General features: G+C 48.7%; 20 protein-coding genes and 1 pseudogene. 7 read left to right on the forward strand and 14 right to left on the reverse strand.

From position 1 onward, the window contains the following. Positions 1-294: 294 nt before the first annotated feature. Positions 295-1,146 (forward strand): prolipoprotein diacylglyceryl transferase, encoded by an 852-nt coding sequence (gene lgt / locus LVJ86_RS07705; protein WP_047760321.1) that lies wholly within the window; start codon positions 295-297, stop codon positions 1,144-1,146. A gap of 328 nt (positions 1,147-1,474) precedes the next feature. Beyond that, a complete protein-coding gene (locus tag LVJ86_RS07710) occupies positions 1,475-3,523 on the forward strand; it encodes a TonB-dependent receptor domain-containing protein (protein ID WP_047760322.1) in 2,049 nt (682 codons plus the stop codon). Positions 3,524-3,621: 98 nt separating this feature from the next. Here LVJ86_RS07710 and LVJ86_RS07715 read toward each other — a convergent pair whose 3' ends face one another. Further along, on the reverse strand, positions 3,622-4,086 hold the full coding sequence (locus LVJ86_RS07715) for a winged helix-turn-helix transcriptional regulator (RefSeq protein WP_047760439.1): 465 nt from the start codon (positions 4,084-4,086) through the stop codon (positions 3,622-3,624). Between the two features lie 81 nt (positions 4,087-4,167). Between LVJ86_RS07715 and LVJ86_RS07720 the strand changes: the two are divergent. From LVJ86_RS07720 to LVJ86_RS07740, 5 genes and pseudogenes are all read left to right on the forward strand, one after another. Further along, positions 4,168-5,487 (forward strand): annotated as a pseudogene (locus LVJ86_RS07720) (D-amino acid dehydrogenase); the annotation flags it as partial. A 144-nt stretch (positions 5,488-5,631) separates the two neighbouring features. Further along, on the forward strand, positions 5,632-6,690 hold the full coding sequence (gene alr, locus LVJ86_RS07725; RefSeq protein ID WP_047760324.1) for an alanine racemase: 1,059 nt from the start codon (positions 5,632-5,634) through the stop codon (positions 6,688-6,690). Between the two features lie 113 nt (positions 6,691-6,803). Further along, positions 6,804-7,934, forward strand: a complete 1,131-nt coding sequence (gene dapE / locus LVJ86_RS07730) for a succinyl-diaminopimelate desuccinylase (protein ID WP_047760325.1) — start codon at positions 6,804-6,806, stop codon at positions 7,932-7,934. Positions 7,935-7,979: 45 nt separating this feature from the next. Further along, positions 7,980-8,975, forward strand: coding sequence for an ornithine carbamoyltransferase (locus LVJ86_RS07735; RefSeq protein ID WP_047760326.1), 996 nt, complete (start codon positions 7,980-7,982; stop codon positions 8,973-8,975). Between the two features lie 84 nt (positions 8,976-9,059). Continuing rightward, positions 9,060-9,935 carry a DMT family transporter gene (locus LVJ86_RS07740; RefSeq protein ID WP_047760327.1) on the forward strand — a complete coding sequence of 292 codons (876 nt, stop codon included), beginning with the start codon at positions 9,060-9,062 and terminating at the stop codon, positions 9,933-9,935. Between the two features lie 143 nt (positions 9,936-10,078). On the opposite strand, the gene panC is transcribed toward LVJ86_RS07740, so the two are convergent. The 13 genes from panC to LVJ86_RS07805 form a co-directional block, all read right to left on the reverse strand. Continuing rightward, positions 10,079-10,915 (reverse strand): pantoate--beta-alanine ligase, encoded by an 837-nt coding sequence (gene panC, locus LVJ86_RS07745; protein ID WP_047760328.1) that lies wholly within the window; start codon positions 10,913-10,915, stop codon positions 10,079-10,081. A 224-nt stretch (positions 10,916-11,139) separates the two neighbouring features. Beyond that, positions 11,140-11,931 carry a 3-methyl-2-oxobutanoate hydroxymethyltransferase gene (gene panB / locus LVJ86_RS07750; protein ID WP_047760329.1) on the reverse strand — a complete coding sequence of 264 codons (792 nt, stop codon included), beginning with the start codon at positions 11,929-11,931 and terminating at the stop codon, positions 11,140-11,142. 158 nt (positions 11,932-12,089) lie between these two features. Then, a complete protein-coding gene (locus LVJ86_RS07755; protein ID WP_047760330.1) occupies positions 12,090-12,734 on the reverse strand; it encodes a deoxynucleoside kinase in 645 nt (214 codons plus the stop codon). Between the two features lie 69 nt (positions 12,735-12,803). After that, positions 12,804-13,292 carry a 2-amino-4-hydroxy-6-hydroxymethyldihydropteridine diphosphokinase gene (gene folK, locus LVJ86_RS07760; RefSeq protein WP_047760331.1) on the reverse strand — a complete coding sequence of 163 codons (489 nt, stop codon included), beginning with the start codon at positions 13,290-13,292 and terminating at the stop codon, positions 12,804-12,806. Between the two features lie 19 nt (positions 13,293-13,311). Next, a complete protein-coding gene (locus LVJ86_RS07765; protein WP_047760332.1) occupies positions 13,312-13,683 on the reverse strand; it encodes a SirB2 family protein in 372 nt (123 codons plus the stop codon). 139 nt (positions 13,684-13,822) lie between these two features. Next, positions 13,823-14,392 carry a tRNA 5-(aminomethyl)-2-thiouridylate-methyltransferase MnmM gene (gene mnmM / locus LVJ86_RS07770; RefSeq protein WP_047760333.1) on the reverse strand — a complete coding sequence of 190 codons (570 nt, stop codon included), beginning with the start codon at positions 14,390-14,392 and terminating at the stop codon, positions 13,823-13,825. A 10-nt stretch (positions 14,393-14,402) separates the two neighbouring features. Next, positions 14,403-15,329, reverse strand: a complete 927-nt coding sequence (gene era / locus LVJ86_RS07775; RefSeq protein ID WP_047760334.1) for a GTPase Era — start codon at positions 15,327-15,329, stop codon at positions 14,403-14,405. Between the two features lie 53 nt (positions 15,330-15,382). Further along, complete coding sequence (rnc, locus tag LVJ86_RS07780) at positions 15,383-16,105, reverse strand: ribonuclease III (protein WP_047760335.1); 723 nt, start codon at positions 16,103-16,105, stop codon at positions 15,383-15,385. Positions 16,106-16,345: 240 nt separating this feature from the next. After that, positions 16,346-16,840: a thiol peroxidase gene (tpx, locus tag LVJ86_RS07785; RefSeq protein WP_047760336.1), complete on the reverse strand. Its 495-nt coding sequence runs from the start codon at positions 16,838-16,840 to the stop codon at positions 16,346-16,348. Positions 16,841-16,863: 23 nt separating this feature from the next. Beyond that, complete coding sequence (locus LVJ86_RS07790; protein ID WP_047760337.1) at positions 16,864-17,472, reverse strand: DUF4230 domain-containing protein; 609 nt, start codon at positions 17,470-17,472, stop codon at positions 16,864-16,866. A gap of 320 nt (positions 17,473-17,792) precedes the next feature. Next, complete coding sequence (gene argS, locus LVJ86_RS07795; RefSeq protein WP_047760338.1) at positions 17,793-19,511, reverse strand: arginine--tRNA ligase; 1,719 nt, start codon at positions 19,509-19,511, stop codon at positions 17,793-17,795. A gap of 116 nt (positions 19,512-19,627) precedes the next feature. Further along, the gene (locus LVJ86_RS07800) at positions 19,628-20,488 is read right to left on the reverse strand and encodes a phosphoribosylaminoimidazolesuccinocarboxamide synthase (protein WP_047760339.1); all 861 of its coding nucleotides are present in this window, start codon (positions 20,486-20,488) and stop codon (positions 19,628-19,630) included. Between the two features lie 305 nt (positions 20,489-20,793). Beyond that, positions 20,794-22,137, reverse strand: a complete 1,344-nt coding sequence (locus LVJ86_RS07805) for a calcium-binding protein (RefSeq protein WP_235284580.1) — start codon at positions 22,135-22,137, stop codon at positions 20,794-20,796. Between the last annotated feature and the right edge of the window lie 156 nt (positions 22,138-22,293).

Below are 22,293 nucleotides of genomic sequence, written 5' to 3' on the forward strand. Positions count from 1 at the left end.
ACACAAACAGCAATGTTATCCGAACAAAATATTCCGACAAATGCCGGCAACTTGCAAAACAAAACTATTTTATGCCCTAAAGCCATACAAATAGACAATAAACCATCCGTTTTATCTTTTCAGACGGCCTATGGAGCTTATCGCCGAATCATCCCGCTGTTATTTAAGTTATAAAAAAATTGACGTCCAATCCATGCCGAATCCAACGCTTGCGGCCCTGTTGTAGTGCGCATGCCGCCTTACCTCGTTTCCGCTATAATGGCCGTCTGAAAAAACAATAAAGGTTTTCCTATTATGATGATTCATCCGCAGTTCGACCCGGTTTTGGTCAGCTTGGGGCCTTTGGCCATCCGCTGGTATGCGTTGAGCTATATTGTCGGCTTCGTACTGTTTATCTGGCTGGGCCGCCGCCGTATTGCCCAAGGCAACAGCGTATTTACCAAAGAAATGCTCGACGACTTCCTAACTTGGGGTATTTTCGGCGTGATTCTCGGTGGTCGTTTGGGCTATGTGTTGTTTTACAAACTCTCCGATTACTTAGCCAATCCGCTTGATATTTTCAAAGTGTGGGAAGGCGGTATGTCTTTTCACGGCGGCTTTATCGGCGTAATGGTGGCCATGTGGCTCTTTAGCCGCAAGCACAAATTGGGCTTTTGGCAAGTATCCGACTTCATTGCCCCACTGGTACCGCTAGGCTTGGCTTCCGGCCGTATCGGTAACTTTATCAACGGCGAACTATGGGGCCGCGTAACCGATATCAACGCTTTTTGGGCCATGGGCTTCCCCCAAGCACGTTATGAAGACCTCACGGCTGCGGCACATAATCCCCAATGGACAGCTTGGCTTACCGAATACGGCATGCTCCCCCGCCATCCATCCCAACTGTATCAATTTGCCCTTGAAGGCTTGTGTTTATTTGCCATCGTGTGGCTGTTTTCTAAAAAACCACACCCCACCGGCCAAGTATCTATGGTTTTCCTAACCGGATACGGCATATTCCGTTTTATCGCCGAATTTGCCCGCCAGCCTGATGATTATCTCGGTCTGCTGACTCTCGGTTTATCAATGGGGCAATGGTTGAGCCTGCCTATGATTATCGCGGGTATACTCGGTTTTATCTGGTTCGGTAAACGCAAAAACGCTTAAACTAATTTTTATCGGGCTGTTTGATTCTACTCAAACAGCCTTTTGCATTGTGTGCATCCATCCTACGCTCTCAAAATAACCGGCTCTGTTCGTTCTCTTCATACTCAGGCATGCCCTCTCAATAAATACAAACACATTTATTTCCTATCCCCAAATTTCCCAGTCAAGCAAAAAGCTCTTTATCCCAACCTAAAAATCTACTCTCCCAAATACATACACGATAATCATTATCATTTTCTTGACACAAAATTTAACTTCATCTAACATTCTCACTATTAATGATATTAATTATTAATATCTATTAAAATATAGAGAATAGGAATTCAACATGAGTAAAAAAATTTTAGCCGTCTTGATCGGTAATGCCTTCCTCTCCTCCGCCTGGGCAGCCACCACACCCCACAATGCTAATTTGGATGAAGTGGTCGTTGTTGCCGACCGCCAAGGAGCCAAAGTTAAAACCAATCTGGTAACGGAGCGTGAAAAAGACGAAAGTACCGCTACCGATTTGCGTGGATTGCTCAGTAAAGAGCCTGCCATCGATTTCGGCGGCGGCAACGGTACTTCCCAATTTATGACCATCCGCGGCATGGGGCAAAACTCGGTTGATATCAAAGTAGACAACGCCTACTCCGATAGCCAGATTCTCTATCACCAAGGCCGCTTTATTATTGATCCGGCCTTGGTAAAAATCGTATCGGTACAAAAAGGCGCAGGATCGGCCAGTGCGGGTATCGGTGCAACCAACGGTGCCGTTATCGCGAAAACCATTGATGCGCTCGATTTATTAAAAGATACGGATAAAAATTGGGGCGTTCGCCTAAATTCAGGCTATTCGAGTAATAACGGAGAAAGTTACGGCGTAACTACCTTCGGTCAGGCTGGTAACTTTGACGGCCTGCTGTCGTTCAGCCGCACCGATGAAGACGACTACACCTCGGGAAAAGGTTATGTTAATCCAAACGGTATAGATACATTACCCTATAGCGGCCTGGATAAACGCAGCTATTTGGCCAAAATCGGCGCCACTTTCGGCAACCACCGCATCGTATTGAGCCGTATGCAAGACCAACACCGCGGCGAACGCCTAGTTCGCGAAGAATTCGCCTTCAGTAATACCGGCCGTTTGAGCCTCGCCCGACAATCTCCTGCCTATCGCGAAACCACCCTAACCAACAACAATGTGGAATGGACGGCAACCGATTTGGGCTTTATCGACAAATTAACCGCCAATGCCTACCTGATGCAAAACAAGCGTTACTCCGCCAATGATAAAAACAACGGCTATGCCGGCAATATCGACGGCCCGACTACCACGCTGATTACCACCAAAGGGGGCAATCTCAACCTCGACAGCCGTATCGGCGAACATACCTTGCTGAAATACGGAGCCAACTACCGCCATCAGGAAATCAAACCGTTTACTTTCTTGGTTCCCGGACTGAGTAATCCGAAAAAGCAAGATTCCGGCTTATATGCGGAAGCTATCCATGATATCGGCGACTTCACGCTGACGGCCGGCTTGCGCTACGACCATTTCAACATCAAAACACATGACGGCAAATCGGTTTCAGACGGCGCCTTAAATCCCAGCTTCGGTGTAATTTGGCAGCCTCTGGACAGCCTCAGCTTCAATGCGGTACACAACTATGCCACCCGAAGCCCGCGCCTCTATGATGCTTTGCTGACACACGGCAACCGAGGCATCGTTTCAATCGCAGACGGTACCAAAGCCGAGCGTGCGCGTAATACCGAAATCGGTTTCAACTACAACAACGGTACTTTTGCCGCCAACGGCAGCTATTTCTGGCAAACCATCAAAGATGCCGTAGCCAGTCCGCAGCAACGTCACGATGCTAACGGTAATCCAATTACTGGCGTACGAGAAACCACTAATGCCGGCTACATCAGAAACCGAGGCTATGAATTGGGCGCATCCTATAAAACCGGCGGCCTAACCGCCAAAGTTGGCGTCGCACACAGCAAGCCGCGCATTTACGACACCCATCCGGAAAACCTGCTCAGCGCCAATCCTGAATTTGCCGTACAAGTCGGCCGCACTTGGACAGCGGGCCTATCCTACCGCTTCGACAAACCGAATCTTGAAATCGGTTGGCAAAACCGTACCGTTCAAAAAGCCAGCGGCTCAGTCTTGGTGCGGGAACGTAACAATAGCGCATCAACACCTATTGAACGCAAAAGCTACAACGTGAACGATATCTATGCCAACTGGAAACCACTGGGCAAAGATACCCTCAACGTAAATTTCTCAATTAACAACGTGTTCAATAAATTATATTATCCGCACAGTCAGCGCGTTGAAACATTACCCGGCATCGGCCGTGATATACGCGTAGCGGTTAACTATAAATTCTAAGCAGTAAAACCGTTGCCGATAGCGTTCAGGCAACAATCAAGGCCGTCTGAAACCATTTTTTCAGACGGCCTTTAACACAGGGGAACACACTCAAAACATCAACTCAAATCCAACAAAATATCTTCTTTTACTTCTTCCATCACCACATAACTGCGGCTTTCCACCGCTGCAGGCAGCTGCAACAAAATATTGCCCAGCATATTGCGGTAGGCCGACATATCCGGCAGGCGCACTTTAATCAGGTAATCGTACTCGCCCGACACCAAATGGCATTCCATTATTTGCGGAATCAACGCCACTTCACGGCGGAAGTCTTCGAAAATATTACCGGATTTAGCCCGCAACTTCAGTTCGACAAACACCAACAAGCTTTTCCCCAAAGCATGGGGATTCAAGCGCGCATGATAGCCCTGGATAATACCGTCCCGCTCCAAACGGCGCACGCGCTCGGTAACAGGCGTTGTCGACAAGCCGACTTTTTCAGCCAGCTCCGTCATCGGCATCCGCGCATTCTGCTGCAAAAGTTTTAAAATTTTTCTATCCGTCTTATCCAAACCCTTCACTTTAAAATATCCCCATAAAAATAAAAATTTATAAAATAATACTATTTTTATTTGCATAAATAAAGTGAAAAACACTGCCAATATTTTATTAGACTACCAACTTTCACTAATCCTATAAACACAACGGAGAAAGAGGAAATAATGAAGGTTATCGTATTGGGTGCGGGCGTAGTCGGTGTATCAACCGCTTGGTATTTGGCCGAAGCCGGGCATTCGGTTACCGTTATCGACCGTGCCGCCGATTCCGCAATGGAAACCAGCTTTGCCAATGCCGGGCAATTATCCTACGGCTACACCTCGCCTTGGGCGGCTCCGGGCATTCCGGAAAAAGCCGCCAAATGGATGCTTAAAGCCCATTCTCCATTGATTTTCCGCCCCGACGGCAGCCTCTACCAACTACGCTGGCTCTCACAAATGCTGGCCAACTGTACTACTGAACGCTACCACGAAAACAAAGAACGTATGGTACGTATTTCGGAATACAGCCGAGAAATGCTACGCAGGCTCGAAGCCGCCGAAGGCATTGCGTTTGAAGGCCGCCAACACGGTACATTACAAATTTTCCGCCACGATTACGAATTGGCTGCCGCACAAAAAGATATCGCAGTATTGGAAGAATACGGCGTTCCCTACCGTTTGCTCAGTAACCCCCAACAATGCCTTGATTACGAACCCGCATTAAAACATATCGCCCCCAAACTGGCAGGCGCTTTACATCTGCCTAACGACGGTACGGGCGACTGCCATCTGTTTACCCGCAACCTTACCGAATTATGCCGTAGCAAAGGCGTTGCATTCGAGTTCGGACAAAGCATCGGGCGCATCGAACACAACGACAAACAAATAACCGCCGTTTATGCAGGCGGACGCCGCTTCGAGGCCGAGCGTTATGTGTGCGCGTTGGGCAGTTTCAGCCGCCCCGTATTGGCAGACTTGGGTTTGGATTTACCGGTTTATCCTGTCAAAGGCTACTCGCTTACCATTCCGATTACGGATCCCGATGCCTCCCCCGTTTCTACCGTATTGGACGAAACTTACAAAGTTGCCCTTACCCGCTTTGACAACCGTATCCGCGTAGGCGGTATGGCGGAGCTTTCAGGCTATAAAATCAAGCTAGACCCCAAACGGCGCGAAACACTCGAGCTGGTTGTTAACGACCTCTATCCTAACGGCGGCGATTTAAGTAAAGCTTCATTCTGGAGCGGGCTACGTCCGATGACACCCGACAGCACCCCGATTATCGGTGCCACCCGTTTTGACAACCTGTTTACCAATACCGGCCACGGTACGCTGGGCTGGACAATGGCGCTCGGCTCAGGCAAGCTCGCCGCCGATTTGGTTTCCGGCACCTCCCCGGAAATCCGTTACGACGATTTGGGTATGGCACGCTACACCCGCTAAAAATACCTAAAAAATTTTTCAGACGGCATGAACGGATTCAAAAAAACAACTGTTCCGCCTATAATCAAAATCCGGCAGCAAGCCTTGATATAAAGCTTACCGCCGGCTGCCGTTTTTCATACATATCATTCAGAAAGGCCGACCATGCGCCCTTTGCAAGCCCAAATCCGCCTCGACCACCTGCGCCACAATTATCAAACCCTGAAAAATATCCACGGCAACAAGCTGCTGGCCGTTGTTAAAGCCAATGCCTACGGCCACGGCGCGGTTCGTTGCGCCCATGCACTGGCCGATTTGGCCGACGGTTTTGCAGTCGCCGCTATCGAAGAGGCAATCGAGCTGCGCAAACACGGTATTACCAATCCTATTGTCTTACTTGAAGGCGTATTCGAAGCGGCCGAATACGGGTTGGTAGACGAACACCGTTTATGGCCGGCCGTATGCAGCCAATGGCAATTGGAAGCCCTGTTGAAACATACTTGGCAGCATCCCGTAAAAGTTTGGCTGAAAATGGATTCGGGCATGCACCGCGCCGGTTTTTTCCCGCATAACTACGCTGCGGCCTACACCGCCCTGAAACAATCTGCCTGTGTCGACAGTATTGTCAAATTCACCCACTTTTCCTGTGCCGACGAAGCCGAGCGCGGCTCCACCGAAATGCAGATCGAGGCTTTTGATTTAGCCTGCGAAGGGCTGGAGGGCGAAGAAAGTATGGCCAACTCCGCCGCTTTACTGGCCTACCCCGAAGCGTGCCGTGATTGGGGGCGGGCCGGTATCGCACTATACGGTGCCAGTCCGTTCGGCGGCACCGACGAACGACTGAAGTCTGTTATGCGGCTGGTTACCGAGGTGTTCGGCGAACGTGTGCTGCAACCGCATTCGCCCGTCGGCTACGGCGCGTCGTTCTATACCAAAAAATCCACTCGTGTCGGCCTGATTGCCTGCGGCTACGCTGACGGCTACCCCCGTGCTGCAAGCACCGACACACCCGTTGCCATTGGCAACCACCGAAGCCGTATTATCGGCCGCGTCTCCATGGATATGATTACCGTCGAACTCGATCCTTCCAACGAAGGATTAGGTGATGAAGTAGAGCTGTGGGGCGATGTTGTACACATTAACGAAGTAGCGGCCGCGGCAGGCACTATCGCCTACGAAGTACTGTGCAACGTCAAACGGGCGAAATTTACTTATTTCGAATGAAAAGCTTGGCAAAACAGGCGATAAAGGCTATAAATAAGCTTTCAGGCCGTCTGAAAAATTTCAGACGGCCTTTCGCATCAGCAACCCTATTTATATTTTTATAATCCTAAATGATGAGCGATACCCAATCTCTGGCTCTAGCCAAACAACTGATTGCCGAGCAATCGGTAACTCCCGACGATAAAAACTGTCAAACTATTCTGGCCGAGCGCCTGCAAAAAGTCGGCTTCCGTATCGAAGAAATGCACTTCGGCAATACCAAAAACATCTGGGCGCGGAGAGGTGGCAGCGGCCCCTTAATCTGCTTTGCCGGGCACACCGATGTTGTTCCCAGCGGGCCGATTGAAAAATGGGATTCGCCGCCTTTCCAACCCACCGAGCGCGAAGGCCGCCTATTCGGCCGCGGTGCCGCCGATATGAAAACCAGCATCGCCTGCTTCGTAACCGCCTGCGAACGTTTTATCGCACAAAATCCCGACCACAACGGCAGCATCGCTCTTCTGATCACTTCTGATGAAGAAGGCGATGCGCATGACGGCACCACCAAAGTGGTGGATATTTTGAAGGCACGCGGCGAAACCATCGATTATTGTATTGTCGGCGAGCCTACCGCCGTCGACCAACTGGGCGACACCATTAAAAACGGCCGACGCGGTTCGCTCTCAGGCAACCTCACCGTTAAGGGTAAGCAAGGTCATATCGCCTATCCGCATCTGGCGGTTAACCCTATCCACACCTTTGCCCCTGCATTAGCCGAGCTCACCGCCACCGTATGGGACGAAGGCAACGCCTATTTCCCGCCGACCGGCTTCCAAATTTCCAACATCGCCGGCGGCACAGGCGCAACCAATGTGATTCCCGGTACGCTGAACGTCAAATTCAATTTCCGTTTTTCCACCGAATCCACCGATATCGGCCTCAAGCAACGGGTACACGACATCTTGGACAAACACGGTGTTACCTATGATCTCGAATGGCAATGCTCCGGCCAACCCTTCCTCACCGAAGCGGGCAAACTTACCGAAGTAGCCCAAGCCGCGATTGACGAAATATGCGGTATCCGTGCCGAACTCTCCACCAGCGGCGGCACTTCAGACGGCCGTTTTATCAAAGCCATCGCCGCCGAACTGATCGAATTGGGCCCGAGCAACGCCAGCATCCACCAAATTAACGAAAACGTATTGCTCGAAGATATCCCCAAGCTTTCGGCCATATACGAAAATATTTTGAAAAAATTGCTGTGATTCTCGTGAACAATATAACAACATAAACCCCAGAGGCAGAAAACCATGAATCTGAAAAACCGCCATTTCCTCAAGCTTCTTGATTTCACGGCAGATGAGATCCAATACCTGCTTGATTTGTCGACCGAACTCAAAGCCGCCAAAAAAGCCGGCCGGGAAGAACAAAAGCTGCGCGGCAAAAACATTGCTCTGATTTTTGAAAAAACCTCTACCCGCACCCGCTGCGCATTTGAAGTTGCTGCTATGGATCAGGGTGCGGGCGTTACCTATCTCGAGCCGGGCGGCAGCCAAATCGGCCACAAAGAAAGCATTAAAGATACCGCCCGCGTATTGGGACGGATGTACGACGGTATCGAATACCGCGGCTACGGACAAAGTATCGTAGAAGACTTAGCACGTTATGCCGGCGTCCCCGTATTCAACGGCCTTACCGATGAATTCCACCCTACCCAAATGTTGGCCGACGTACTGACCATGTGCGAACACTGCGCCAAGCCGCTCACACAAATTTCCTATGCTTATGTGGGTGACGCCCGTTCGAACATGGGCAACTCGCTGCTGCTGATCGGTGCGCTATTGGGTATGGATGTACGCATCGGCGCACCCAAAAACTTATGGCCGTCTGAAGAGCTGATCAAACACGCTCACGAATTGGCCGCATCCAGCGGCGCACGCGTTTTGCTCACGGAAAACCCGCAAGAAGCCGTGAACGGTGTTGATTTTATCCATACCGACGTTTGGGTCAGCATGGGCGAACCCGAGGCCGCATGGCAAGAACGCATCAAACTGCTTTCGCCCTTCCGCGTTACCCCCGAGCTAATGGCGGCCTCCGGCAACCCAAACGTTAAATTCATGCACTGTCTGCCCGCCTTCCATAACCGGGAAACCAAAGTAGGCGAATGGATTTACCAAACCTTCGGCTTGGATGGCGTAGAAGTAACCGAAGACGTATTCGAAAGCCCAGCCTCTATCGTTTTCGATCAGGCGGAAAACCGTATGCACACCATCAAAGCCGTATTGGTAGCCTTATTGGCCGACTAAAACCGCTAACGAAACAGGCCGTCTGAACACATTTTCAGACGGCCTCTCTGATTCCAGATTTTTTCCTGCAATTACCTCCATATCATGATTTTCCTGATTATCAGTATTTTATGCAGCGTATCCGTTTCAGTGCTTCTGAAAGTGGCACGCAGTAAGAAAATCGACATCGAACAAGCCGTAGCCGTCAACTATCTGGCCGCCATTGCCTTGTGCATGTGGCTGCTCCAACCCGATCTATCACAATGGCGTGCTTATCTGCCCACATGGTGGCTGTTTGCCGCATTGGGCGTGCTCTTACCCGCCGTATTTATCATCATGGGGCGTGCCGTACAACAGGTAGGCATTGTCAAATCAGATGCGGCACAGCGGCTGTCTCTGTTTCTGCCGATTACCGCCTCATTTTTGATTTTCGGCGAAGAATTGTCGCCAAGCCGCCTTATTGGTATCTCACTGGCTTTTGTCGCCCTATTTTGCCTACTATGGAAAAACGAAGGCGGCAAAAAATTGGGCAACTTCACCACGCAGGTGATGCTTTTACTGGGCGTATGGGCAGGCTATGGTTTGATAGACATATTATTCAAACAAGTCGCCAAAAGCGGTACGGCCTTTTCCGGCAACTTACTGGTCGCATTCTGCCTTGCCGCGGCTTTAATGTTCGGCTATCTGTTTTACAAAGGCAGCAAGTGGACAATAGCAGGCATTACCGGTGGCCTACTTTTAGGCTGCCTGAATTTTGCCAATATCTGGTCGTATGTACGTGCCCACCAAGCCATGAGCGACAATCCGGCTTTGGTATTTGCAGGAATGAATATCGGCGTGATTGTTTTGGGTACATTAGTCGGAGCAGTGGCTTTTAAAGAAAATCTGAGCCGCATCAATGCAGCCGGAATCGCCGTAGCCGTATGCGCTATCGGCTGCCTGTTTTATTGGCCCCAATTGGCAAAACTAATGGGTATTTGAATTAAGTACTTACTATCCAAACAATTAATGCCGTCTGAAAAATTTCAGACGGCATTTGAATATCCGGCATATAACACCCCAAAATAAAAAAGCCCGCATGGCTAATCCTTGCAGGCTTTTTTATTTTGATCGTATTGGCTCGCTTACTCTAGCGATACTTCAATATTATCAATCAAGCGGGTGCTGCCTAGGCGGGCGGCAGCCAATACGACTAAATGCTTATCTCCTGCATGGGCCACTTCGAGGCTTTCGGCATGGCGTACTTCGATATAATCCACCACCCAGCCCGCAGCCGCCAAATTATCGGTAGCCCAGCGTTCCAAATCGGCATAGGCAAGATTTCCTTGCGCTATCGCTTCTGCTACGGCTTGCAGTTCCCGATAAAGATGCGGTGCTTCGGCACGTTCGGTTTCGCTCAGATATTGATTGCGGCTGGATAGGGCCAAGCCGTCGGCTGCACGGCCTGTATCAACGGGCACGATTTCGATATTGAAATTCAAATCTTCTACCATGCCTTTGATTACAGCCAGCTGTTGGTAATCTTTTTTGCCGAAACAGGCCACGTCGGGGGTAACGATATTGAACAATTTGCTCACTACCGTTGCCACGCCTCTGAAATGGCCGGGGCGGAACTTGCCGCACAATTCGTTTTGCAGATGCGGTGGTTCGACATTATAACGTTGTGCAACACGGGGATAGAGTTCGCGCTCATCGGGAGCGAATACGACTGCTACGCCTGCATCTTTGAGTTTATCGGCATCTTGCTGCAAGGTACGCGGATAACGGCCGAAGTCTTCGCCTTGCCCAAACTGTAAACGGTTGACAAAAATGCTGACGACAACATTATCTGCACGCTTTTGTGCTTCATGCACCAAGGCCAGATGGCCTTCGTGGAGATTGCCCATTGTCGGCACAAAAGCCACCCGCCCGGCAGTTTTGCGCCATGCGCGTAATTCTTGAATGGTATGGATAATTTGCATAGTTTTGTTTTAAAACGGCTTGAAAGAAACGGCCATAATAGTGGCGCAACTATGCCGCCAATGCAAGGCTGCAATACTTAACAGCTGTCCCATATATGTTTTCTATTTCTACTCGGATACGCTATTGGCTTGTTTCCAATCGTATTTCAGACGGCCTGAGTATTTTCGGGGCCGTCTGAAAAATTAGGGGTAAAAATCATACACTGTTTGCAACGGAGAAAACATTATGAGCCAAATGTATGCTCGGGGGCGGGGAATGTTTTGTTTTTAACCGCATCCACATAGGCTTTTACCGCTGCTTGAACACTGGTTTGCCCTTCCATAAAGTTACGCACGAATTTGGCGGTTTTGCCCGGGAAAATACCCAGCATATCGTGCATCACCAATACCTGTCCGTCGCAATCCACACCGGCACCGATGCCGATGGTCGGACAGCGCAGTCGTTCGGTCACTTGTTTGCCCAAATCGGCAGGAACGCACTCCATCAGTACCACAGCGGCTCCCGCCTGCTCGTGTGCGACGGCATCATTTAGCAAAGCCTGTGCTTTATCGCCCTTACCCTGCACTTTATAACCGCCGAAAGCATGTACCGACTGCGGCGTAAGCCCGATATGGGCGCATACGGGAATACCGCGCAACTGTAAAAACTCGGTGGTTTCCGCCATCCAAACACCACCTTCGAGTTTGACCATATGCGCACCCGCGGCCATCAATTCGGCGGCGGCGGCAAAAGCCTGTTCTTTGCTTTGCTGGTATGCGCCGAAAGGCAAGTCGCTCACAATCATGGCATTTTTCGTACCACGCGCCACAGCGGCGGTGTGGTAGCACATATCGCGCAGGCTAACCGGCAAGGTAGATTGTTGTCCTTGAACCACCATGCCCAAAGAATCGCCGACCAAAAGCACATCTACGCCAGCTTCGTCCATCAAAGCGGCAAAACTGGCCTCATACGCCGTCAGCATGGCGATTTTTTCACCCTCTGCTTTCATTTTCTGCAGGGTATTAACTGTAATCATCTTAGTCTCTTTACAGATAAAATTTCGTTTCCGCTATATGGTTACAACGGCCTTTGTTTTCAAGCGGCGACAAACTGATAAACCCATATACCCCGCTGAAAATATTTCAGACGGCCTGAGCCGCACCCACGCCGTCTGAAAAATCTTTTTTATTCCGATCAATCTACTAGATTCAAATAATGACGGCTACCCTGCATATTGCTCATGGCACGCAACAGCATTTCAAAATGGTCGTCATTATCCGCAAAGTCCATTTCGTCTGCATTGGCAATCAGCAGCGGGGCATTTTGGTAGAGATGGAAAAAACGCCGGTATTCATCGTGAATCTGCTGCAAGTAACCGCTGGGAAAGAGATTCAATGTACCGTCGTTACGCTTTTGCAAGCGTTTATGTGCCAATTCGTCTGAAGTTTGCAGATAGACCACCAAATCGGGAACGGGAATTTCCGGCATCACTTTGTGTTTTACTTCCCAAAACAAAGTTTGCTCGTTACCCGGATCACTACCTTTGAGTACCGTCGGTACAAAAATCTGGTCTTTTTCCAACAAAAAATCAGCCACGATACGGCCGTTACGCTCTTCTTCGGTATTGATGATTTCAACCGCTTCGGCTCGGCGCATGAGAAAGTACAGTTCGGTAGCCAGCCCGTGATTGGCCGCATTGAGATAAAACTGCTCGAGAAACGGGTTACGCTCCGGACTTTCGGTAAGATACAGCGCATCAAAATAAGCGGCCAAACGCTGGCTGAGCTCTGATTTGCCGCTGCCTATCGATCCTTCTACAACAATATAACGGTAATCCATACTGCCTTCCCTAAATAAAACCGCACGCTTCGACCTGTATTTCAGCTCCTGGATGTGGCGGATTTTTTGTTATGCCAACAATCTTATACCGCCGTTGCCTAATTTCTCTGCCAACTCTGTCGCCGTACCGTGCATGCCCAAGGAATAATCTGGCGCAATTTCCGCCAAAGGCCGCATTACAAAACTACGCTCGTGTGCACGGGGATGAGGCAAAATCAAACGCGGATGCTCACTTATTTCGCCCGCATAGTCGATAATATCCAAATCTAATGTCCGCGGGGCATTACGGAAAGTACGCTCTCTGCCGAAATCGGCCTCTATACCGTTCAAAGTATCCAACAATTCCATACCGCTTAAAGTGGTGGAAACCACGCAAACGGCATTCACAAAATCGGGTTGGTCGGTATAGCCTACCGGCTCGGTGACATAAAAAGAAGAAACCTTTTCCACTCGGATTTGCGGATGTGCAGTAAGGGCATCCAATGCACCGCGTAATTGTTCAGCGGGATTTTGCAGGTTACTGCCCAAAGCAATAACGGCTGTTTTTGACTCTTGCATAATTCAGACGGCCTCTTGTTTAGAATGGTCTGAACCACACCAAATACAGAATACCGGCCAAACACAACATGCTGAGCGAATAGCCCGTATTGGCTTTGTTGCTGCGAGGAGGAGCTTTGAGAGTAACGATACCGATAGCGATATAGGCCAATAGCAACAGGATTTTTACACCCAACCAGTTTGCATTGCCGAACGGCGTCAAATGGGTGATTTTCATCAACCAAAGGCCGGTAAACAATAACAAAGTATCGTTAAAATGCGGCAATACTTTCAATATGCCCGCCAGTGGTTTTTCAGGGCGTGCGAAACGCAGCCAAAAACGCAAGTTAAACAGTAAAATCGTGATTGCCACAAACAACATGTGACTGTGTTTTACGGCCAAATAAGACATTACGCCAAACTCCCAGTGTTTTTTCAGACGGCCTGAAGTTGAGACACACTAACAACAATTTATGCCGAAGCGGTTTTGATTAGCAGAAACTGCCAAATCAATCCCTAGCTTCAACGTTGTATTTTAAACGAAATAATTATTAATTTGTGAATTTTTCCACTGCCAACAAATAAGGCGGACGGTTTTGCCGATTGGTAAAACCGTAACGTAAAACCGCATATTGCCGTTGCGGCAGTTGTGCCGCCCATACTTCAACGGCTTCTGCTTCATACTGTCCGGCTTCATGACCCGGGTACAATGCCGCAACCAAGAGCCCGCCCTCTTTCAGCAAACCAAGTGTGGCAGACAGTGCGCTGATACTGGTTTGTGATTCTGTGGTCAGGCTTTTGTCGCCGCCCGGCAGCCATCCGAAATTGAATACCGCAGCATCCAGCGGTTCATGGATATGTCGTGCAACATGTTCGTGGCTGTCTAAAACCAAAACCACACGCGCCGACACCCCTGCCGCCGATAAGCGGTTGCGGGTATTTTCCAAAGCCTGAGCCTGTACATCAAACGCCCATACGCGCCCTGTCTCTCCCACAGCCTCGGCCAACACCAGCGTATCATGGCCGTTGCCCGCCGTACCGTCTAAGGCACGTCCGCCCTCACCAATGGCGGCACGTAACAGCTTGTGTGCAAACGGCAGGATATTGTCGAGATGCTTCATCGGCTTTGTCTTATAAACCCAACTCGCGCAGGAAACGCACGTCGTCGGCCCAACCGGATTTCACTTTCACCCATACTTTTAAGAAAACTTTGGTGTCGAACAGTTTTTCCATATCCAACCGCGCTTCGGTCGAAATTTTCTTCAGCCGCTCGCCGCCTTTGCCGATTAAAATCGCCTTCTGGCTGTCTTTATCCACCAAAACGGCGATATAAATCCGATACATGCCGCTTTCTTCTTCCTCAAACTGCTCTACCTCCACGTTCATGGCATAAGGCAGTTCCTCACCCAAATAGCGGAACAGTTTTTCACGAACAATCTCCATCGCCAAAAAGCGGCTGGATTTGTCGGTAACCATATCCTCGGGATACATCGGAATACTTTCGGGCAGAAACGGCTTGAGGGTTTCGAGCAGGTTTGCAATGCGCAGACCGTGTTTGGCACTCACCACCTCCACGCCTGCAAAATCAAACTCAGTACACACCTCGGCAATAAACGCATCCAATGCCAATTTGTCCTTGGCTTTGTCTTTATCTATCTTATTCACCACCAGCAAAACCGGTGTGCGCTTGGGCAATTGCTGCAATACGATGCGGTCGGCATCGCTAAAACGCATCGCCTCCACCACGAAAACGATTACGTCTACGCCGCTGACGGCTTCGGTAACATTCAGATTCAGCCGGTCGTTGAGCGCGTTACGGTGATGGGTTTGAAAACCCGGGGTATCAACAAACACAAATTGCGCCGTATCATCGGTATAGATACCGGTTACCTTATGGCGCGTGGTTTGTGCTTTTTTACTGGTAATGCTGATTTTTTGACCGATAAGGTGGTTCATTAATGTTGACTTACCGACATTCGGCCTGCCTACTATCGCCACGAAGCCACAGCGATAACCGTTGGCATCCGGAATTTGAAATTGGGTATCGTCCATATTCATAAAATGATTTTCCTGTTTCCAGACGGCATGCTCTCAAATCAAAGCTGTCTGAATCATGATTTTTTACTTTTCTTTGGTGAACGGTGCTGCTCAAGCCAAGCCAATGCTTCTTTTGCCGTACTTTGCTCTGCCGCCTTACGGCTGCCTGCCTCGGCGTAACAGATAAAACCAAGCTCGCCCAAATCGCAAGATACTCTGAAAATACTGTCGGCGCCTTCACCGGTTTGCTTTTCAATACGGTATTTTGGCAAAGCTAGGCGTTGCGCCTGCAAAAACTCCTGCAACAGGGTCTTGGCATCTTTACCTTGGTTTTTAAAATCTACCGTTTTCACCCGCTCGGCAAACAAACGGCGCACCACTTTCTCTGCCGCGGCAAAATCCGCATCAAAGCTGACGGCGGCAAACAAAGCCTCCAACGCATCGGCCAATATGGAGGGACGGTTGAAGCCGCCGCTTTTCAATTCGCCCACACCGAGAAACAAGGCATCTCCCAGTTTCATTTCTACGGCGATTTCCGCCAATACCGCTTCGTTCACCAAATTCGCTCTCAAGCGCGACAACTCACCCTCGCTTAATTTGGGAAAAGCATCAAATAGCATTTTGGCAACGGTATAATTCAAAATCGCATCGCCGATAAATTCGAAGCGTTCGTTATTGTTGGCTGAGAAGCTGCGGTGGGTCAACGCCCGTTCAAGCAAGGAGCGGTCGGAAAAACTATAACCCGCCTGCTTTTCAATACGGGCAAAATGGTTTTGCTGCAAAGTTCTGCGGTTCATAATGGCTGTAAAAATAAAAACATTAACCGGAACTGCTCTACAGCTCCGGTATAGATAGGCTGCTATTGTACCGCATTCACACCATACATAGCTGAGAAAATCACTTCGGCACGTTCTCCCATCCTATATTATATAAACACACAAAACCAAAATTTATTCCAATCTCCTCTTCGCCCCCGTTTGCAAACAAAAGGCCGCCTGAAAATTTCAGACGGCCTTGATAACAAATAACACTCTACATCACAAAACCGCTAAAGCAGCCGTATAGTCCGGTTCATGGGCGATTTCGGCAACTAGCTCGCTATGCAATACCCGATTGTTTTCATCCAGTACAACCACTGCACGGGCAGTCAAGCCTTGCAACGCACCGGAGACCAAAGCCACACCGTAATTTTCAGGAAAATCACTGCGGAATGTAGAGAGCATGGATACGTTTTCAATGCCTTCGGCACCGCAAAAACGTGCTTGGGCAAACGGTAGGTCGGCAGAGATACATAATACGGCCGTATTGGCCACAGCGGCTGCTTGTTCATTAAATGTCCGCACAGATTTGGCGCATACGCCGGTATCCACGCTCGGAAAAATATTCAGAATTTTGCGCTTACCGGAAAAATCAGCCAGGCTTTTTTGCGACAAATCCCCGGCAGTCAAACTGAAATCCGGCGCGGTTTGGCCTGCTTGTAAAAAGTTACCGGCCACTTCTACCGGTTTGCCCTGCAAAGTTACTTGAGACATGCTGCGATCCTTTCATCACGATATTAAACCGCTTTACACACAGGCAAAGCGGCAGGATAAACCGATACTTCGGTTTGGGTAAGCGCAAACAGTTTTTCCAACTGCAACTGCGCCTGATTTTGTGCGTGCTCCAAAATACCCGCTTTGCAAGCGCTGGTTAAAACCTGCCGCCTACCCTCCGCTTGTACGGTTTGGAAAACAGTTTTATCTACCGGATGCAAACCAAGCGAACCGGTTTTTAAATCATAAACTTCTATATCGTCTAAATTCACACTTAAAATTTCTACCGGCGGCAAACTGATAATCACCTTGTTATCCACCACATTCACATGTTCGGGCGTCAGCTTGTTCAAATCCACTCCGGCCACCACCCGGCCCTTAGCTAGAAACAAACCTCGTTGCGCATCCTGCCACAAAGCATACCAATTGCCCTGCTTTTCGGTTTTGATAATCGTGTCGATATAAAACGCCGTACTTTCAAGACGGTTTAAGTCTTGAATCTGGGTAAGCACACCTTCGCGCGTTAATACCTTTGTATTTTCAGACGGCTTCAAAGCACCATAATGCAACCACATTGCATAAGCACCTGCTGCCAACAATACCGATACGGCCAAGCGAAATAAAATCTTCATCACTGATAAGCAAGATAATTCAGTTGTTTAAGTTTTCTATATATGATCACACTGCGGCCGATTTCAACACCGCCGCCGTGTAAATTCGTGTATGGCACGAAAACGTTTGCGATTCCTATCACCGCGCCTTGTCCGTAAAAATACCGCTAACCGTATATGTGCAAATAAGTTTGGCCGATGTTACGCAGATACTTTGTTAAAGGCCGTCTGAAATATATTTCAGACGGCCTTTTTTTATCAAACGTATGTTTTTGAAATAGATATTTCATACGAAAGCAATAAAAAAGCCGCCCGAAATATTCAGACGGCCCCGATACAAACTACATCACATCCAGTGTTTCAATACCCAACAAACCCAACCCCTGCTTCAGTGTTTCGCCCGTAAGTGCGGCCAATTGCAGGCGGCTGTTTCGCGTACTTCCTTCGGCTTTCAGAATCGGACAAGCCTCGTAGAAACGGCTGAACAAAGTTGCCACTTGGTAGAGATAGGCCGCCAAATAGTGTGGATTCAGCGTATCGGCCACGCTTTGCAACACGTCTTCAAATTTCAGCAGTTCAACGGCAAGCTGTTTTTCCAAAGGTTCGACCAACTCGGGCTTGGTATTTTCATCCCATTCACCCGCTTTACGGAATACGCTTTGTACGCGGGTATAGGCGTATTGCAAATAAGGCGCTGTATTGCCTTCGAAGCTGAGCATTTCATCCCAGTTGAATACATAATCGCTAAGGCGGTTTTTACTCAAATCAGCGTATTTTACCGCACCAATGCCGACGACTTGACCTATTTGCGCAGCTTCTTCGTCACTTAAATTGGTATTTTTACTTTTTACTAAACCTATTGCGCGTTCAACTGATTCGTCCAGCAAATCCACCAGCTTCACCGTATCACCACTGCGGGTTTTAAACGGTTTGCCGTCTTGCCCCATCATGGTACCGAAACCGATAAACTCTGCCTTTACATTTTCAGGCAGATAGCCTGCCTTGCGCGAAGTGGCAAATAGTTGCTCGAAGTGTAGTTTTTGACGGGTATCCACCACATATAACAAACGGTCGGCTTTCAAGTTGCCTACACGGTAACGCACGCAGGCCAAATCGGTACTGGCATATAAAAAACCGCCGCCTTGTTTTTGCACGATAAACGCTGCCGGTTCGCCGTCTTTGTTTTTGAACTCGTCCAAAAACACGACTTTGGCACCTTCATCATCCACCGCCAGATTTTTCGCAACCAAATCATCCACAACGGTTTGCAAATCATCATTGTATTTAGATTCACCCGCCACATCCGCCGGCGTTAGCTTGAGCCCCAAAGTATCGTAAACGGCTTGGGCATGCTTAAGCGAAATCTCTACAAACTGCTTCCATAACGCCAATACGGTTTCATCACCGCCTTGCAGTTTCACCACATATTCACGGGCGGTATCGGCAAAAGCGGTATCTTCGTCAAAACGCACTTTCGCGGCACGGTAAAACTGCTCTAAATCGGCCAATTCAAACTCGGCATTTTCCTGTTGCTGCTCCACCATATAAGCCACCAGCATGCCGAATTGTGTTCCCCAATCGCCCACATGGTTTTGGGCAATCACCTTATGGCCAAGGTAAGACAATACGCGGTTGAGGCTGTCACCGATAATGCTTGAACGCAAATGGCCTACATGCATTTCTTTAGCCAAATTCGGAGAAGAATAATCAATCACTACTGTTTGCGGATCGGAACAGGGGCTGACGTTCAGATGGCCGTCTGAAAGTGCCGCATACACCTCTTCTGCCAAAAATCCGGCTTTCAGTCGCAAGTTGATAAAACCCGGGCCTGCAACTTCGGCAGACTCTATCACGCTGTTTTGCAATAATGCATCGGCAACTTTTTGGGCCAACTCGCGCGGGTTTTGCTTACTTTTTTTGGCCGCACCCATCACGCCGTTAATTTGAAAATCTCCGAAATCGGCATTTTTTGCAGGTTGCAATACGATCGGCTCACCGCCGATACCTGCCGTGTTAAAAGCTGCTTCTACATGCTTTGCTACAGTCTGATGTAATTTCATTATGTATCCGTCTTAATATCATTATGCCGTCTGAAAAATGGCTGCCGCCGAAATGATCGGCGGCAATCTGTCGAACGGCTGAAATTTATATTCGCCGAAAATCGGGCTTTATTTAATCAATCGGCCAAAAGATGCAATGCCTCACGATATTTGGCTACGGTTTTTTCCACCACATCTTCCGGCACTTTGGGAGCGGGAGCCTGTTTGTTCCAGCCGCTTTGCAACAACCAATCACGCACGAACTGTTTGTCGAAAGACGGCGGATTGCTGCCCACACGGTATTGGTCGGCAGGCCAAAAGCGGCTGGAATCAGGAGTCAAAACCTCATCCATTAGGGTTAACGTACCATTTTCGTCCAAGCCAAATTCAAATTTGGTATCGCAAATAATAATACCCCTTGTTTTAGCATATTCTGCGGCTTCCATATAAAGCTGAATGGCTTTGGCACGAACTTCCGCCGCCAACTCTTTACCGATAACGGCCTCACACTCTTCAAAACTGATGTTTTCATCATGGTCGCCCACCGCCGCCTTGGTAGACGGAGTAAAAATCACCTCAGGCAACTGCTGCGCCTCTTGCAAACCTTCCGGCAATTTGATGCCGCATACTGCTCCTGTTTGCTGGTAATCTTTCCAACCGCTTCCGGCCAGATAACCGCGAACAATCGCTTCTACTTTCACCGGTTCGAGTTTTTTGGCTACTACGGCACGCTTTTCCAACAATTTCGCTTCCGATTCGGGTAATACATCATAAACCGTCTCCCCCGTGAAATGGTTAGGCATTATATGGCTGAGTTTCTGGAACCAGAAATTGGAAATTTGGGTAAGAATCTCACCTTTGCCGGGAATAGGATCATCTAAAATAACATCAAAAGCAGACAAACGGTCTGAAGCAACCATCAGCATACGCTTGTCATCTATTTCATAAAGATCCCGCACCTTACCTGAATAAATTTTTTTCAGACTGATTTCACTCATGGCTACCCTACCCGGAAAATTGAATTTAAGCGCGTATTTTACTTGATTTTAAGACGATTGGCACACCGACTTGAGGAGATGCCTTACACCCATGATATTACTATAATCATTTTATCAGAAACCATACCCTGCTTTTTCCCAATCAGAATTCCCTATAATATAATCAACACAGCATTAATTCATACCCAATCAAACAGGCCGTCTGAAATTTTCAGACGGCCTGTTGGCAAGCTCCGTAGTCCGAATATAAAAAACCGCCCGAATCATCGGGCGGTTAAGCATTACTGCACAGTATTCATACTAAATTATACGATACCATGGGTTTGCAGTTGGTTTTGGATAGCGTTGCTGTCCCAAGTGGTGTTGCTTGAAGTGAATACGAAGCTTTCCACTTTATTATCAGCACCTGAGAACCAATCAGAAATGGTCAGACTATCATCGGTCGGGTTATTTTTGAAATTGATAACCAAGTCGTTACCGTCGGCTTTGAACAACAAATCTGAAGCCTTGATGTCAGAACCAAATTTCAGCACGTCGTTACCACCATTATCAACGATGGTGTCGTGGCCATAGCAGAAGTCGTAGAAGTAGGTATCATTACCCAAACCACCGTTCAGAACGTCATCGTCCGAACCGCCATCCAAGTAATCGTTACCATTACCACCGATCAGAGTGTCTTCACCGCCTTTGCCATACAAGGTATCGTTACCGTCACCGCCATTCAACACGTTATTACCTGCATTACCGGTGATTACGTTGTCCAGAGAGTTACCGGTACCATTCAAGTTAGAATCGGTCAGCAAAGTCAGATTTTCAACATGATCGGGCAAGGTGTAGTCGATAACGCTGTAAACCAAATCAGTACCTTGGTTTTCAAACTCTTTAACCACATCACCGGGTTGATGTACAACATAAACATCATTACCGTAACCGCCCAGCATGATGTCATCGCCAGGACCACCGTTGAGGTAGTCGTTACCATCGCTACCTTGCAGGTAGTCTTTACCATTACCGCCGTACAAAGAGTCACCGCCAGGGCCGCCGATAATGGTATCGTTACCGTCGCCACCGTAAATCACATCGGGGCCGCCTGCGCCGAAAATAACATCTTCGCCGTCAGTACCGGTAATGGTGTCTTTTTCTTCAGAACCCCAGTAATAACCGTTTTCATCGGCATTCATGTCGGAAACATGCAAAACATTACCCGGATTGGTATCAGTACCACCGTATTGGTTGCTTGGGTTCGGATCAACATCTGAGCAGTCTACGCAAGGCTTGGCAGGCTCAGGCTTTGGTTCCGGTTTTGGCTCGGGTTTTGGTTCCGGTTTCGGTTCCGGCTTAGGCTCAGGTTTAGGACAATCGGGAGTTGTCGGTTTTGGTTCGGGCTTCGGAGTAACAGTAGCCTTCGGATAGCACCAGTAAACAGGATTAAGGATTTTAATCAGGCTCGAGAAAGAAAAGCACAAAGCAGGTTTTACAATCGGTTTAATTACCACGCTGCATTTGCTGCCCCAAGTGCTTCCCGTGCTCCAGCTTCCACTGGTACCGCAACTGGTTGAGCCGTAGTATTTAGAGCCGCTGTAGCTAGAGCCACCATAGCTATAAGATTTCCCGCCGTAGCAGGCTGTACCGTAATAATAAGTCATCATTTACTCCAAGGTTATCCACATCATGCAAGGTTTCAGGCAGAATACTTTTCCCGCCTGAGCTAAAGGGCGGCAAAAAAACAACCACCCTAATGACTTACATTCTAGTGCGACTCAAGATGTCGATAGCATGGAGCTGGAACAACGGTATTTAATCAA

The sequence above is a fragment of the Neisseria arctica genome (assembly GCF_022870905.1).
Taxonomy (GTDB): Bacteria; Pseudomonadota; Gammaproteobacteria; order Burkholderiales; family Neisseriaceae; genus Neisseria; species Neisseria arctica.